The sequence below is a fragment of the Aminithiophilus ramosus genome (assembly GCF_018069705.1).
GTDB classification, from domain to species: domain Bacteria; phylum Synergistota; class Synergistia; order Synergistales; family Aminithiophilaceae; genus Aminithiophilus; species Aminithiophilus ramosus.
In genome coordinates this window covers 1,052,995-1,067,780 of the sequence record NZ_CP072943.1, presented here as the reverse complement: position 1 = coordinate 1,067,780, position 14,786 = coordinate 1,052,995, and the positions used below count along the sequence as shown (strand labels likewise).

Here is a 14,786-nt window from a genome sequence, read left to right as displayed (position 1 = left end):
CGGATGGCGATCAGCATTTTCGAAACGCGAACGATGATCACGGCTCTGGAGGAGATGAAGCCCGTCAGGACCTTCCTGAAGGACACTTTTTTCGGGAACGTCCGGACTTTCGATACGGAGCACGTGGACGTGGACGTCATCAAGGGCAAGCGACGCATGGCTCCCTTCGTCCATCCCCGGAGAGAGGGGCAGCTGGTGGACCGGATCGGCTATCGGACGGACACCTACAAGGCTCCGATGATCAAGCCGAAGATGGAAACCCGTGCCGAACATCTCATGAAACGGATGGCCGGCGAATCCCTGTACAGCGGCGTTTCCCCCATGGAACGGGCCGCGGAACTCTTGGGGCGGGACATGAGGGAGCTGGACGAGATCATCACCCGTCGAGAGGAGTGGATGTGCGCTCAGGCGATCTTCTCGGGGCGGATCCACATCGTCGGCGACGGGGTCGACGAGGTGATCGACTTCGATCTCACCAACAGGGAAACGCTTGCCGGCGGGGCGCTCTGGACGGCGGCCGATACGAGCGATCCTCTCGTCGATCTGCGCCGCTGGCGGCTCGAAGTGGTGAAGGCCTCCGGCGTCAATCCCGACATCTGCATCATGTCCTCCGACGTGGCGGCGGTCTTCGCGGATCATCCCCGCATGCGGGACCGGATGGATCTGCGGCGGGTGGACATAGGCCAGATCGATCCCAGACAGCTTCCCAACGGAGCCACCTATCACGGCTATCTGAAGGAGCTGGGGCTGGATATCTACAGCTACGACGAATGGTTTCTGGACGACAGCGACGAGGAGAAGCCCATGGTGCCGGAGAAGACCCTTCTCGTCGGAAGTACCGGAGCCCGGACGGATCTGCTCTACGGGGCCATCGTGGATCTCGACGCGGGACAGGCCTACGATCTGCCCCGTGTCCCGAAGACCTGGACGGAGAAGGACCCCAGCACCCGGATTCTGCAGATTCTCTCGCGGCCCCTTCCCGTTCCCGTCCAGGTCGACGCCTTTTTCGTCGCCGCTCCGATTTAGGCGGCTTCCGTCATGATTCGTGCGAAGTGGACGATCAGGGAACGAGGAAAGATCTGGAAGCCCGGAGAAGAGATCTCCGGGTTTTCCGCTTCCCAGGAGGACCGGCTTGTCGTGCTAGGGGCCGCCGAACGACTCGAGGCGGATGGGGAGACTTCTCCGACAGCGAACTTGGAGGAAGCGGAAGAGGAACCGGTACGGGTTCCCGAATCCGAGGCCGGGTCGCGAAGTTCCCGAAGATCGGGTCGGAGAAGTCGGTCGTGACCTTCCGGGATGGGGTCGAAGCCGATGTGGATCATATCTTCCTGGGCGGACTCGCGAGGAAGATCGTCTACGAAGGACGGGAGATCCCGGCCATAGACGGGGAGCTGATCGACAGAGAGAGACGGAACGGCAGGGAGTTGGCCGAAACGGTGACGCTTCTGGTCCGTCCGAAAGATGTGCCGGAACCCGAGGCGGCGGACGAGGTCCGGTTCGGAGGGAGGATCCTGAGAGTGGAACGTTTCGTGATCGAGGGGGCGCTCGTACGGCTGGAGCTTGTCGGCAACGAGGCTCCCGTCTGGAGCTGAGCCGTGAAGACGTCGAGGAGGAGAGTCCCTTTCGGCGACGTGGTTCTGAAGGATTTCTTCTCGCCCTGGGTGCGGCATATGGCCCGGACGCAACCGCAGTGGACGCGCAAGGCTCTCAAGAGTTCCGGCTGGTGGCTTCAGCAGCAGGTCAAGAAGGGGATCCGTTCGGGGGCTCCGGGCGGATCCCTCTACAAGCCCCTTTCGGGTGTCGTGAGACGGGGAAGGAACGGTGCGAAACGGCTCGGTCGGACGGGGGGCGGGAAGACGCCCCTGAAGCGGCTGGCCGATGCCGTGGGCTACGAATACAGCTCCGGCAGGGTCCGCGTGGGCTGGCTTTCGAGAAGCGCCGTCCATCTCGGTTCCATGCAGGAAAAAGGGGCTTCCGTCAGAGTGACCGCGAAGATGCGTCGTCTCTACTGGGCGTCGGCCGGAAGGACCTCGAGGGGAAAGATCCGCAAGGGGTCGATCCTCCCGCCCGGAGACGGCAGCATCGATATCCCGAAACGCCCCACCTTCAGGCCTCTGTACGACGCCCTTTATCCTCGAATCGGCGACTACATGGAAAGCAAGCTTCGGGAATACATCCGCGACGGAGGCCCGGTAACGGGAGCGGTTCCGGGCAGGCGGCGCAAGTATCGCGTGGAGGAGTGATACCGTGGACATGAACGACATCCTGGATCGCTGGCGGGATCGGCTGATGGAGTCGGAGACGATCCGATCCTTCTGCCGGTCGCGTTGTGGCAGAGAACCGGAGATTTTCATCGGTCCCGCCGCCAAAGATCCTCCGGGGGAGCGGAACTGTCCCTACATCCTGGTTTTTCCGGTCGGAAAGAGCGTCGGAGAGGCGGCTGAACTCCACTCCTTTTCCCTCTGCGTGGGGTGGGGCGTGATGGACGGGACGGCGGGCGATCCGGTCGGGACGGTCCGGGACTCTCGGGGGACCCGGAATCTCGAGGGGCTGGGCAACCTGATCCGAAACGAACTGGCCTACGCCAGTGCGACCTATCCCTCTTCGGTCAACGAGGTGGAGTACGAATGCTGGTTTTTCTGGCCCCAGCTCGTGGGGCGTATGGAGATCACCGTGGAAGTTCCCCGGACTTGCGGGGGCTTCACGGAAGAGTACTGACGGTTCGGGAGGCGATGATCCGTGTCGCAGGCGGGAGGTATCGGTTCGTCCCTGGTCATGGATTTCGAAACGACGTACGGGGCGGATCCGACGAGCAAGGCAGGCGTTAAATTGCCACGGACCAAGGTGGCGCTGACCCGGGGGCGCAATCTGTCCGATTCGGCCACTCTAAGGGAGGAGCGGAACCCGGCCGAGCCCATTCGGGGTTTCGTGAACGTCGAGGGGGCGCTGGAGGTCCCTCTGGACGTAAAGGCCTTCGGCTACTGGCTGAAGGCGGCCTTCGGCGCTCCGACGACGACGGGAAAAGGGCCCTATACCCATGTCTTCAAGGTCCGTGCGGAACAGCCTTCCATGGTGATCGAGCAGGGACATGCCGACATCGGGAAATACTTCAAATTCAACGGCTGCAAAGTGTCATCGTTGTCCTTCTCCTTCGGGAAAGGCGACGGGGAACTGACGGCGAAAGTGGGAGTGATCGGATCCAACGGGGCGGTTCTTTCCGCTCCCTACAATTCGGGAGCCCAGAAAGCTTCGTTTCTGAGACTGAACAACTGTCAGGCGCTCCTGAAGGAGGGAGGCACGGTTCTTGCCGACGGCACGGGAGGGGAGGTCTCCCTGGATATGGGGCTGGAGACCGATTCCTACGTGCTTGCGGGAGGCGGAGTCAGGGGCAATCCTCGAGAGGGGATTCTCAAGGCGAGCGGTTCGCTTACGGCGCTCTTCACTCCGGGGGCGGCCGCGCTGCTCGACAAGGGGATCGCGGGTACGGAAACGTCCGTGGAGGTCATTTTCACCCAGGGGACGCATTCCCTTTCCTTCCGCTTTCCCGAGGTACTCATGGAGGAGACCACTCCCGGAGTGGACGGCCCGGCGGGAATCCTGCTCGAGGTTCCCTGGAGAGGTTTCCATGAAGACGACGCCAACGGATCGGTCGTCGTGGCGACGCTCGTCAACGATATCGCGGGTTATTAGGGGGGATCGACATGACGGAGATGAAGCCGCGCGGCATGAAACGACGTGAGGTGAGGGAGTTCCGGAAGGCCGGACTGGATGTCCGGATCCTTCCCGTCGAAGAGGTGACCGGCGCCAAGATGGTGGCGATTCATGACTGGATTGCGGAGCGTGTCTATCCCGACGTCGATTTCGACGATTGGGACGAGAGTCGGGTGCGGGACTTCTGCTCCGACACGCTGACCCTGACTTTCGGAACGCCTGAATCCCGAAAAAACTTGCTGACGTCTGGATCTGGCACAGCGGAGAACGCCTGAAATACTGCCGGGCCTGCTTCGAGGTGACGAGTCGACGGGGGGAGCCTCCTGACTGTTCCCTCTGTCCGGAACGCTGTCCCGAGCTGCTTCCCGAAAACGGAGAGATCATGGAGCTCTGGTCTTACGTGCGTGGACAGTGGCGCCTCGGAGGAGACGTGGTGGCCGGACTGGATTACGGCGCCGTTCTGGCTGTGGCCGACGCGCTGGGGATCGATGTCGGCCCCGGAGTGCTGGAAGGGATCCGGACGCTGGAAAGAATCGAGAAGGAGAAGCTGGTCGAAAGGATGGCCAGGTGAGGGGAGGAGGCGCGCTTTGGCGGGCAGGGATGTACAGATCCTTCTTTCGTTGAAGGATGAGTTTACGAACGAGCTGACCCGAGCCACCTCCTCCGTGGACCGCATGAGAAGCAACGTGCTGACTCTCCGTACGGCTCTGATGTCGGTGGGTGCCGCCGTAGGCGTTTCCCGTATCGGGGATTCTTTCCTGGATGCGGCGAAAGAGGCGGAGAATTACCGGACCACGCTCGTTGCGGTTATGGGGGACCAACGGAAGGCAGCGGAGACGTTCCGTGATATCAACCTTTGGGCGGCGGCCCGCCCGGTCGATACGAGCGATGCCGTCGCCTCCTACGTGAAGCTGAAGGCCGCGGCCGTGGCCAATGCGGAAGAAGGCATCCGGGCCATCGGCGATCTGGCCACGGTCATGCACCGATCCATGCAGGACGTGGCGGGCGCGCTCGTATCGACGGAAACGGCCCCCTTGAGGGACCTGGGCATTCTGCTCGATCGCACGGGCGAGAATGCCGTCATCAGGTCGGGGCATGTCCGCACGGAAGTCGGGAAGGACATCGACAGCATCCGGGAAGGGATCATCGAGGTGATCGAACGGCGCTTCGGCGGCGCCATGGATAAGGCGGCCGACGACTGGGACGGAGCCGTCAACACCATGCGGGGAATCTGGACGGTCTTCCGTCAGGATCTGATGGGGTCCTCCGGAGACGGAGGGCCCTTCGATTATCTGGAAAGCCGCATCAGGGGAATCCGGGATTCCTGGACAGAGGTGATCTCCGGGGACGAATATCGCAGTTTCATCGATACCTGGAAGGATAGTCTCGTTTCCGCTCTGGAGTCGGTCGACACCGTTCTTTCCGGAGTGATCCGAACGACGGGCTGGCTCGTCGATCACCGGGGAGAAATTCTCGGAGTGGCCACGGCCTATCTGACCCTGGCCAAAGGGATCCAGGGGATCGCGAGTTTCGAGGCGGGACTTGCCATGCTTCCTCAGGCGACGAGCCTGATGGGGCGCTTGGGAAAGGCCTTCGCCATGTTTTCGGTGACCCCCGGCTGGATTCAGGGGACGACGGCAGCCCTCGATCAGCTGGGAATATCCGTTGCGGGGATCCGGGCCGCTCTGGCGGGTCCGGCGGGTCTCGTCGCACTGGGAGCCGCCCTGGGCGGGATCATGGGAACCGAAGTGGTCCGGGGGTTTCTGGAGAGCTGCAAGGCGGCCCGACTCTACCGGGAAGAGTTGAAAGATCTGTCGGAAGGCGAGCTCGAGCATCTGATCCGTCATTACGAGGATCAGGTCGAGCGTATAAAGACTTCCGGCGGGGGGCCCAACGGACGGGGATTCACGGAAGAGCACCCTCAGATCCAGGCCTTGAGGCAGAAGGTCCAGGGTTGGAAGGAGGAGCTGGAGATCCTTCGTGCCGCCGCCGAAGCGGAATCTTCCGTGCGGGATCGGGAGCCGGCGACGGTGCGGACGCCCGACGAACCCGAACGGACGGGGTTTTCCGACGAGCGTCTGGTCCGGGCCAAAAACGCCGGAGCCGAAGTGGCCGCCGCCATCGACAGAAACGCCCGGAAGATGACGATGCTTCAGGAGGCGGCGGAGGCCGCGGCCCTGGGAGTGGCTCGGTTTTGGGAAGACATGGCCTGGGAGAACAGGTTCGGGTTCCTCGACGATGAAGATTATTTTTCGATGCTGCAGAAACGCCTCCGAGAAACGGCAGAGGAGTTCGGGCAATTCAGCGCCCCCTGGAAGGGCGTTTTCGAGGACCTGCAATCCTTGGCGCGCAAGTTGGCCGACGAAGACCTCGAGCGGGTCCGCGAGCAGCTCCGGGGTTCCGCCGAGGACGGGGAGATCTGGAACGGCGCCATCGACGGTCTCATCGCTGAGTACGGGCAATTCCCGGCGCTGATCGGCCATTTGGAGAGCCTTCGCGGAGAAACGGAGAAACTGAACGCCGAAACGAATTCGTTGGCCGACGATATGAGCCGCTGGCTCGATGATTTCCAGGACGGCATCGCCGATGCCATCGTTTCGGGAAAGAATTTCTCCGATGTCCTGGCCGATGTCGGCAGGCAGCTGGCCAAGATCTGGATCAAGTACGCCCTTTTCGGGGGAGAAGGAGGCGGGGGGCTGCTTTCGTTCCTGCTTCCCAAAGCCCATGCCGGAGGCGTGATCGGCAGCGATTCTTTTGCCTCCGCTTCGGTGAGCGTTCCCCGCTATCACTCGGGGGGTATCGTCGGTTCCGACGAGCAGCTGGCGGTTCTGCGGAAAGGCGAGGGCGTTTTCACCCCCGGCCAGATGAAAGCCCTGGGGGAAGGTCCGGGCGTGGCGATCAACGTGATCAACAACACGGGTGTCGCGGCGCAGCCCAGACAGGAGACCCGCTTCGACGGCCGACGCTGGGTCGTGGATGTCTGGCTCGATGCGCTGGCCAACAACGTGGGCGGTCTGCGAACCGTCGTGCAGGGGGGGAGATAGGCGATGACGCTGCGATTCCCTGACTTGGCCGTTCCCTCGTATCCTCTGGAGGAGATCTGGGAGGACCCGGCCATCCGATCCGATTTCGAGGCCGGCTACGAGCAGACGCGGGCGAGGTATACCCGGCAGAGAAAGACATGGGGACTGACCTGGGAGGCTCTTCGCGATGCGGACAAGGAGAGATTGGAAAGCTTCTGGCGGTCGACCTTGGGCGGGTCGGCCTCATTCTTGTGGACTCATCCCCTGGATGGGACAAGCCATGCGGTCCGATTCGTCTCCGTTCCCCGGATCAGGAAAACTCTTCCCGGCCGCTGGGCCGCGGAACTTCAGCTTCGGGAGGTGTGAGTCATGTTTTCGTTGTCGGCGGCGGCCATTCTGGAAAAGAACAATCTCGCTTCGGACGGGGCCTGGCTGATTCTCCTGGAAGTCAAAGTCTCCGACGGGACGGTTCTGCGCTTCGTCAGAAACACCGAAAACGTGATCTGGAACGGAGAGACCTGGGTGGCCTTCCCTTTCGAATTCAGCGTGATGGGCGAGGAGTCCAAGGGGGAGATTCCCAAGGTGACGATCCAGGTCTCGAACGTGACGCGGGCCGTCCAGGCCTACCTCGAGTCCGCCGACGGGGGGGTGGGCTCCGCCGCGACCTTGAGAGTCGTTCATTCCGCCCATCTGGACCAGATGTCTCCGGAGCTCGAGGAGGTCTATTCCGTGACGGGCGTGAAGACGGACGCGCGGTGGGTGACCTTCACTCTGGGCATCGACTATCCCCTCGCTTCCCGGCGTCCCGCCCGGCGTAATCTGAAGAACTTCTGCCCATTCAGGTACGGCGGCGCGGAATGCGGCGTATCGGCGGGCGTTCTGCAGGATCTGCCGACGTGCGGCAAAACGTTGGCCGACTGCAGGCAAAGAGGCAACTCGACCCGCTACGGAGGCGAACCGTCCATCCCCCAGGGTGGTCTCTATGCCTCTTAAGATCACGTACGCGGATCTTCTGGGCGTGCCCTTCGTCGACGGCGGTCGGGATCCCCGATCGGGTCTCGACTGTTGGGGCCTGGTGCGGGTGGTCTTTTTCAGGGCGGGAATCGATCTTCCGGATTACCGCGTCTCCTGCCTGGACCCGTTCCGGATCGCGAGCGAGATCGATTCTCATCGGTCGGTCTGGAACCGGGTCGAACCGGACTCCGTCCTTCCCGCCCTTCTGACCGTCCGTTTCAACACCGTCGACGCGATCAATCACACGGCCGTCTATCTGGGCGGCGGCAGATTCCTCCATACGGATTCCAAAAGAGGCGTTCATCTGGACCGAACGGATCATCCCTGGTGGAGGCGTCACATCGAGGGGCACTATTTCCCCGCTCTGGAGGCGAAGGGATGGAAAAACTGACCGTAACCCGCATACGTAACCCGTTCTCGCCTTCCGACCGCAAGATATCGACTCTTCCCTACCGCCCCGGAGTCCCTCTTTCTTCCTACCTGGAACGGCTCTCTTTCGATACGGGCGCGGAATATACTCTCTCGGTCAACGGAAGAATCGTTTCCGGAGAACGGGCCCGCACCTACGTCCCCGAGCCCTGGGACTGGGTCACCCTGGTTCCCGTGGTCAGAGGCGGCGACGGCAAGAATCCGTTGGCCGTCATCGCTTCCCTGCTGGTGCCCGTCGTGGCCATGGGGGTCGGTTCCATGATAGCCGGCGGTTCCTTCGCGGGGGCGGGCATGATCGCCCAGACCGCCTGGGGATGGCAGTCCTACCTCGGCGCGGCGGCGACGCTGATGGTGGGCGGATCGCTGATCAATTCCCTCTTTTCGCCCGCCAATGTGGACCTGCCGGACCTCGATTCCGGCCAGGTCTATCGGTGGGGGAAAATGCAGGCTCTCGTGGGGCAGGGGTATCCCGTTCCTCTCCTGCACGGCACGGTCCGGACGGCGGGACAGATTCTGGCCGAGCATGTTTCGACGGACGGGGAAAAACAGTACTACAACGTTCTTCTCTGTCTGGCCGAAGGGCCGGTGGACGAGATTTCGGAGATCCGGATCAACGACAATCCCGTCGAAAACTTCTCCGACGTCTGGGTGCACGTCCGGACGGGAGAGAACGATCAGACGGTCATCGACGGCTTCGACGACACCTATGCGGATCAGTCCCTCTCCTACGTCCTGGATATGACCGATCCGCAGGAGGTGGCCGACGTCAGGGAACGACGATGCGACACCTGCGATCGCTGGCGGGGACGGGCCTGCCTGATCAGGGAGGGGGAAGAGGAAATCCGGGGCGACCGGCGCGTCCGTCCCCCGCGGAGCACGGATCCCGCCTTCCTCTGTGCCGATTACGCCGTGCGCACCTGGGGCGACCGGTATTTCAGAGATTCCTCCCCGACCTGGTCGACGCATCGGACCGAGGGAGACTCGGGGGAGGGGATCGAGGTGGTCCTGGATTTCTCTCAAGGGCTGTATCACGCCGACGATCAGGGGGAGCAGGAAGAGACCCACGTCGACGTGGAGATCCAATACCGTCGCGTCGGGACTTCCTCCTGGACTCCCTGGGTGTCGGAACGGATCGCCTGCAAGGAGACGTCCCCCTTCCAACGGTTCTGGAGGGCGGACCATATTCCGGCCGGACGGTACGAGGTGCGGGCGCGCGTGGCCGCCAAGGAGGGGACGTCCCTTCGCTACGCAAACAAGGTGGTGTGGACGACCCTCTCCCACATCGTCTATGACGACTTCATCCGCCCGGGAAAGGCGCTTCTGGCGATCCGAGCCCTGGCGACGGATCAGCTTTCCGGCGGGAGACCGAACGTCACGGCGTCGGTCCGTCGGTCGACGGTCCGGGTCCGGAACCCGGCCACGGGGCTCCATGAAGCAAGGGCCGCCGATAATCCGGCATGGGCCTGCTACGACGTGCTCCATCGGTGTCGCCGCCTGAAGGACGTCCGTAACGGAGCCTGGGTCCACGAGGTCCAGGGGGTTCCTGCGGACCGGATCGTCTATGCCGATTTCGCTGCATGGGCCGAGTTCTGCGACGCCGGAGCTCTGAAGGTGAACTACCTTCTGGGGGAAGCGACCGATCTCTGGACGGCCCTTCAGGTCTACGAGGACGCGGGGCGCGGGAAGGCGATCCTGCGCGGGACCAGGTGGTCCTGCATGTGGGACGGCCCGTCGGAGCCGGTGCAGCTTTTTTCCGTGGGGAATGTGCTGAAAGATTCCTTCCAGGAGGAGTTTCTGTCCCTGACGGATAGGGCCAACGCCGTGGAGGCGACCTTCCGGAACGCCTCGAAGGGGTACGAGCAGGACACTTTGACCGTCTACGACGAGGGCTTCGACAGGGAAGACAATCTGGCCAACCCGACACAGATCCGACTGGACGGCGTGACGACGTTCGAACAGGCTTACCGCGAGGCGAAGTATCGTCTCTCCCTCAACAAGTACATCCTCAGAACCTGTACGTGGGTGGCCGATGTCGACGCCATCGCCTGCCAGGTCGGCGACGTGGTGCGGCTCCAGCACGATGTGCCGAGGTGGGGTTGGGGCGGCCGTCTCGTTGGAACGGACTTCCGCGAAGGGGCGACGAATATCTATGACGCGGACGTTTCCTGGAACGTCTGGTCTTCCGATTCCGCGAACATGGCGGCCCTGACGACGAAAACGGGACGAAACGCGTTCACGGTCAAAGGCGTTTCGTCCGTGCCCGGGGCCTATTCCTACGTGTACCCGAAATTCCTGCTGGCAGGTTCGGATTGCTCTTTCTCCTGCCGGGTGCGAAACAACGGCTCCCGGGTCCTGAAGGTCACGCTTCGACTGCGCCGATACGGCAACGGCGCCGACATCGCCTCGGCGACATCGTTTCAGATCCGTCCCGGGGAGACGGAAGCCGTTTCGATTCGGTCCGAGGAGAAGACCGACATAGGCGTCACCTGTGCGATAACCGTCCATTCCTCTTCGGAGGACGGTACGGTGGATGCCGAGATTGACATGCTGCAGGTCGAGGCAGGACATGAGGTGACTCCCTACGTTCCGGCCGGCGTCACCCGGCCCGATTCCGACATCCTGGTGCTCGACCGGGAGGTGACGCTCGAATCCGGAAAGAACTACGCCGTCATGGTGCGGCGCGCGGATGATGTCCTCGTCGAACGGGAGCTTCTGCCGGTCTACGAAACGACGGTAACGGACCGGGTGACGCTGAACGGCTACCTGGCCGAGAGCATTTCCCCGGGGGATACCTCCTTCGAGTTTTGCTCCGGCGTGCACGCGGGGGATCCGGCGAATTCGAACGGAGTCTCCACGAGCATGGGAGAAGGCTGGACGGCAGCGACCCACTACAACGACTCGACGCTTGACGTCGCGTCGGCGGGGCGTCTCGGCGGCAGGGCTTTGCGGGTAAGGAAAGGGACTCTGGACGGTTGGACGGCGTACGTCAACGGGTCCGTCAGGGTGGAGCCCGGACGGACGTACCGGGCGTCGATCTGGTGTCGCGCGAACTCGACCGTGGATCCCGATCCCCCCTTTCTTTTCTACGGGACCGTTTCCTCCGACCGTTTCCACGGGAAATGGATCGGCGAACCGCCGGGATCCCGTCCGGGTCTGTGGGTGAAACGGGAGGCCCTTTTCACGGTAAGCGTTTCGACGAAGGGGAAAGTCTATCTTTACGGATCGTCGTCCGGAGGTTCCGACGGAGATACCTGGGAATACGACGACTATCACCTCGAGGAGGTTCACGATCCGGAAGGGGGAGAAGTCTATTCCCTGGGAGAAGTCGATAGGACGGGAAAAGATTTTCGGGTTATCCGGGTCACCCGGGAGGAAGATCTCAAGGTCCGTCTGGTGGGAATCGAGTACGTGCCGGAGGTTTACGACGAGAGAACTCCGCCGGATGAGCCGGAAACGATCGCTCCCGCGCCGGTGACGAGTCTCCGCGTGTCGGAGCACGTCGATGCCGGAGGAAAAGTCTTTCTCGATGTTGCCTGGACGCCCCCCAGGGGCGATTACTACGGGGCGACGGTGGCGATCGACGGGAAAAAGGTCGCCGATCTTCCTCAGTTCGCCACGAGCTGCCAGATTCCTCTGCCGGAATCCGACCGTGTCGTCGTCGGGGTGACGACGCTCGACGCTCTCGGTTTCGGAAAGGCCTCGGCCGAGACGATCTATGCGATTCAGGCCAGGACGGTTCCTCAGGTTTCGGGGATTTCTCTGGAGGAAAATTCCTACGTTCTGAAAGACGGAACGGTCCTGTCGGACGTGAAGGTTTCCTGGAACCGTCCGAATTACGCTCATATCCGACACTTCGCGATCTATTGCAGGCTCGACGACGGCGAGGACGAGCCGGGCGGAATCAGCACGGACGATTCCTTTGTCCTGAAAGCTCTTCCGGCTCCCAGAAGGGTCACCGTATCGGTGGCCGTCGTCAATTCCGCCGGCTGCGGAGGGCTCCCTCTGGCGGCTCCGCCGCTGACGTTGACGGGCAAGTCGGCGCCTCCGCCGAATGTGACGGGCCTGAAGGCGACGGTCGATCCTCTGGATCGCGGGCGTTATCTCCTCTCCTGGAACGGAATTTCCCTCGAGGACGTCCCCGATCTCCGGGGCTATGCCGTGAGAAAGGGAGCGACTTGGGCCTCGGGCGTTTCCGTGGGAACGATCCTTCCGGAGCCGAGGCTCTCTCTTGAGTACGACGCATCGGGGACCTACGTCTATCACGTGAGGGCTCTGGACAACTCGGGCAATCTCTCCGTCGGGACGGCTTCAATTACGGTCGTGGCGGGCCTGGAACCCGGCAGACCGACGAATCTGGGCCTGGCGCTGGACGATACGGATAAATCCTGGGGGACGCTCTCGTGGACTCCGTCTCCGGGCAAAGACATCGTCGCCTACGACGTGAGGCGGGGGAGCGCGTGGGAAAAAGCCGTTTCCTTGGGAGAGTCGGCGACATCGGCCTTCCGCGTGCGGCTTTCGGCTTCCGGGGCGGTGACTTTCCTGGTCCGGGCCAGGACCAGGCGGGGGGCTTCGTCGTCGACGGCCCAGCTCGCGACGACGGTCGATATCGATCCCCGGGACGTGACCGGTTTTTCGGCCGAACAGCGGGCCGACGCGAAGAACGTCGTCCTACTCTCTTGGGATGCTCCGGTCGATCGAGATGTGGCCTACTTCGAGATCCGCGAGGGAACGTCCTGGGACGGAGGCGAAGTGATAGGAGCCCACGTCTCGGGACTTTTCCTGGAACACCGGGTGTCGATCGAAAAAAACTATACCTGGTGGATCAGGGCCGTCTCGGTCGCCGGGAATCCTTCCCTGAACCCGGTCCCGATCTCCAGAGTCGTGGGGCTGGTCCCGTCGCCGCCTTCCGGTCTTGCCGTCGCTCAGGATCCTTACGACCGGACGAGGGTGGCCATCTCGTGGGTCCCCTCGCCGGATGCGGACGTCACGGGCTACGAGGTCCGCGACGGCATTTCCTGGGAGGCCGCGGAAATCCTCGGGGTGACGGCCGATCCTCGCCTGAATCTGACCCTTGCGGTTTCGACGGATCTGGCCGTCAAAGTCCGGGCCCGCAATTCGTCGGGTTTCCTGTCAGCGGAGATCTCTGCGTCCCTGTCGGCCGATCTGGAACCCTCGAACGTGGCCGGGTTCCAGGCCGCCCAGGACGGAACGACGATCGACATGCTCTGGGACAGAGTCGACGAGCCCGATGTGGTCGGATACGAGATCCGGGAAGGGTCTTCCTGGGAAACCGGGACGGTTCTGGTGACGGGGCTGACCCAGACCGGATACGTCTATCCCGTGGCGACGGAGAGAACCTTCCGTGTCCACGTGAAAGCTCTTACCCGGGCCGGATTCCATTCGTCCCAGGCCGCTTCGGCTTCCGTGGCCGTCACGGATCTGCCGCCGAAGAACGTTCTGTTGTCCTGGGACGAGCTGACGCTAGGCTCGGGGACTCACGACGGTACGGCCTTCGGGCCCTCAGAAGCCACGTTCGCCACCCTGGGGGGGCGGTTTTCCGACTACCCGACCGATCGCTTCAACGAGGCCGGAGCGGCCGAGGTATTGATGCTGGCGAACAAATTCTCCACGGAAGGCGGCGGTGCCGACACGGACTGGTCGAAATGGGGCCATTTCTCGTCGTCGACGTATTGGAATCAGGCTACGGTGAGGCAGTATCCGGACCCCGCGATGGGGATGTGCTTCGAGAGCGTCGCCGAAAACACCACCTATTTTTACGATTACTACCCGTACGGTTTCGGAGCCGGAAGAACGTACCATTTCGGCGTTTGGCTCAAATCGTCCGTGACGCAGCGGAAAACGCTCACGGCGTACCTCAATTCCAACCTCGGCGGTCAGCACACGGTCGGAGGGACGGCGGTGACCGTCGTTCTCCCGTCGGGAGAATGGGTCCGCGTCGCCTGCGATATAACGGCGACCGAAGACGTCGAGGTCGGTCGCGGAGGAATCGGTCTCAACTTCGGCGGCGGAAACGAGGGGATAACCTATTCGGCCGCGAAGCCGCTCTGTCGGGAATATACCGGCATCTATTCTCCGGCACGGAAGGATATAGGGCGAATCGTGACGGCCGACATCGGAGCGGAGTTCATTCCCTCCTTCGCGGCCGCCGCCGGGACGAATGCGGCTCTGGAATACCGGACAAGCAGGGACGGTTCGGTCTGGACGCCCTGGCGGGTCTTTTCGCCCCGTCAGGAGACCTTCCGCTACATCGAGGCTCGGGTCCTGCTTTCGACGACGGATCCGACAGGGACGCCGGAAGTGGGAACGCTGAAAATATCCGTGGATATGCCGGACGTGGCCAAGTCGGGTCGGATTGCCGTTCCCTCCGGAGGGGGGGTCGTTCACTTCGGCTACACCTTCACCGTGCCGCCCTCACTGGTCGTTTCGGCCGACGGGGCGAACCGCCGGGCGGAGATAACTTCCGGTCCCTCCGTGTCGCAGGCGACCGTGAAGGTTCTGGATGCGGCCGGTTCCGACGTGGGAGGGACGCTCAGCTGGTACGTCGCGGGTTATTGAGAGACGTCGGAGGGGAGGGGATTCCCTCCCCTC

Annotated in this window: 12 protein-coding genes; all 12 read left to right on the top strand. The window is 62.7% G+C overall.

The genetic code is table 11. The features are described from left to right. Nucleotides 1–3: 3 nt before the first annotated feature. The 12 genes from KAR29_RS04815 (at nt 4) to gpJ (ending at nt 14,753) form a co-directional block, all read left to right on the top strand. Nucleotides 4–1,026: a major capsid protein gene (locus KAR29_RS04815; protein ID WP_274374494.1), complete on the top strand. Its 1,023-nt coding sequence runs from the start codon at nt 4–6 to the stop codon at nt 1,024–1,026. Between the two features lie 257 nt (nt 1,027–1,283). Continuing rightward, nucleotides 1,284–1,592, top strand: a complete 309-nt coding sequence (locus tag KAR29_RS04810) for a hypothetical protein (protein ID WP_274374493.1) — start codon at nt 1,284–1,286, stop codon at nt 1,590–1,592. Between the two features lie 3 nt (nt 1,593–1,595). Further along, nucleotides 1,596–2,243: a hypothetical protein gene (locus KAR29_RS04805; RefSeq protein WP_274374492.1), complete on the top strand. Its 648-nt coding sequence runs from the start codon at nt 1,596–1,598 to the stop codon at nt 2,241–2,243. A gap of 10 nt (nt 2,244–2,253) precedes the next feature. Continuing rightward, a complete protein-coding gene (locus tag KAR29_RS04800) occupies nt 2,254–2,718 on the top strand; it encodes a hypothetical protein (protein ID WP_274374491.1) in 465 nt (154 codons plus the stop codon). A gap of 21 nt (nt 2,719–2,739) precedes the next feature. Then, a complete protein-coding gene (locus tag KAR29_RS04795; RefSeq protein ID WP_274374490.1) occupies nt 2,740–3,690 on the top strand; it encodes a phage tail tube protein in 951 nt (316 codons plus the stop codon). An 11-nt stretch (nt 3,691–3,701) separates the two neighbouring features. Then, nucleotides 3,702–3,986 carry a hypothetical protein gene (locus KAR29_RS04790; RefSeq protein WP_274374489.1) on the top strand — a complete coding sequence of 95 codons (285 nt, stop codon included), beginning with the start codon at nt 3,702–3,704 and terminating at the stop codon, nt 3,984–3,986. Between the two features lie 23 nt (nt 3,987–4,009). Beyond that, nucleotides 4,010–4,282, top strand: a complete 273-nt coding sequence (locus KAR29_RS04785; RefSeq protein WP_274374488.1) for a DUF1799 domain-containing protein — start codon at nt 4,010–4,012, stop codon at nt 4,280–4,282. 49 nt (nt 4,283–4,331) lie between these two features. After that, nucleotides 4,332–6,755, top strand: a complete 2,424-nt coding sequence (locus tag KAR29_RS04780) for a hypothetical protein (protein ID WP_274374487.1) — start codon at nt 4,332–4,334, stop codon at nt 6,753–6,755. A gap of 3 nt (nt 6,756–6,758) precedes the next feature. Next, nucleotides 6,759–7,100, top strand: a complete 342-nt coding sequence (locus KAR29_RS04775) for a hypothetical protein (protein WP_274374486.1) — start codon at nt 6,759–6,761, stop codon at nt 7,098–7,100. 3 nt (nt 7,101–7,103) lie between these two features. After that, the gene (locus tag KAR29_RS04770) at nt 7,104–7,727 is read left to right on the top strand and encodes a DUF1833 family protein (protein ID WP_274374485.1); all 624 of its coding nucleotides are present in this window, start codon (nt 7,104–7,106) and stop codon (nt 7,725–7,727) included. Then, nucleotides 7,717–8,139 (top strand): C40 family peptidase, encoded by a 423-nt coding sequence (locus tag KAR29_RS04765; RefSeq protein ID WP_274374484.1) that lies wholly within the window; start codon nt 7,717–7,719, stop codon nt 8,137–8,139. Before KAR29_RS04770 ends, KAR29_RS04765 begins: the two co-directional genes overlap by 11 nt. Then, a complete protein-coding gene (gene gpJ / locus KAR29_RS04760) occupies nt 8,127–14,753 on the top strand; it encodes a TipJ family phage tail tip protein (RefSeq protein ID WP_274374483.1) in 6,627 nt (2,208 codons plus the stop codon). The genes KAR29_RS04765 and gpJ overlap by 13 nt, the downstream gene beginning before the upstream one ends. The last annotated feature ends 33 nt before the right edge of the window (nt 14,754–14,786 follow it).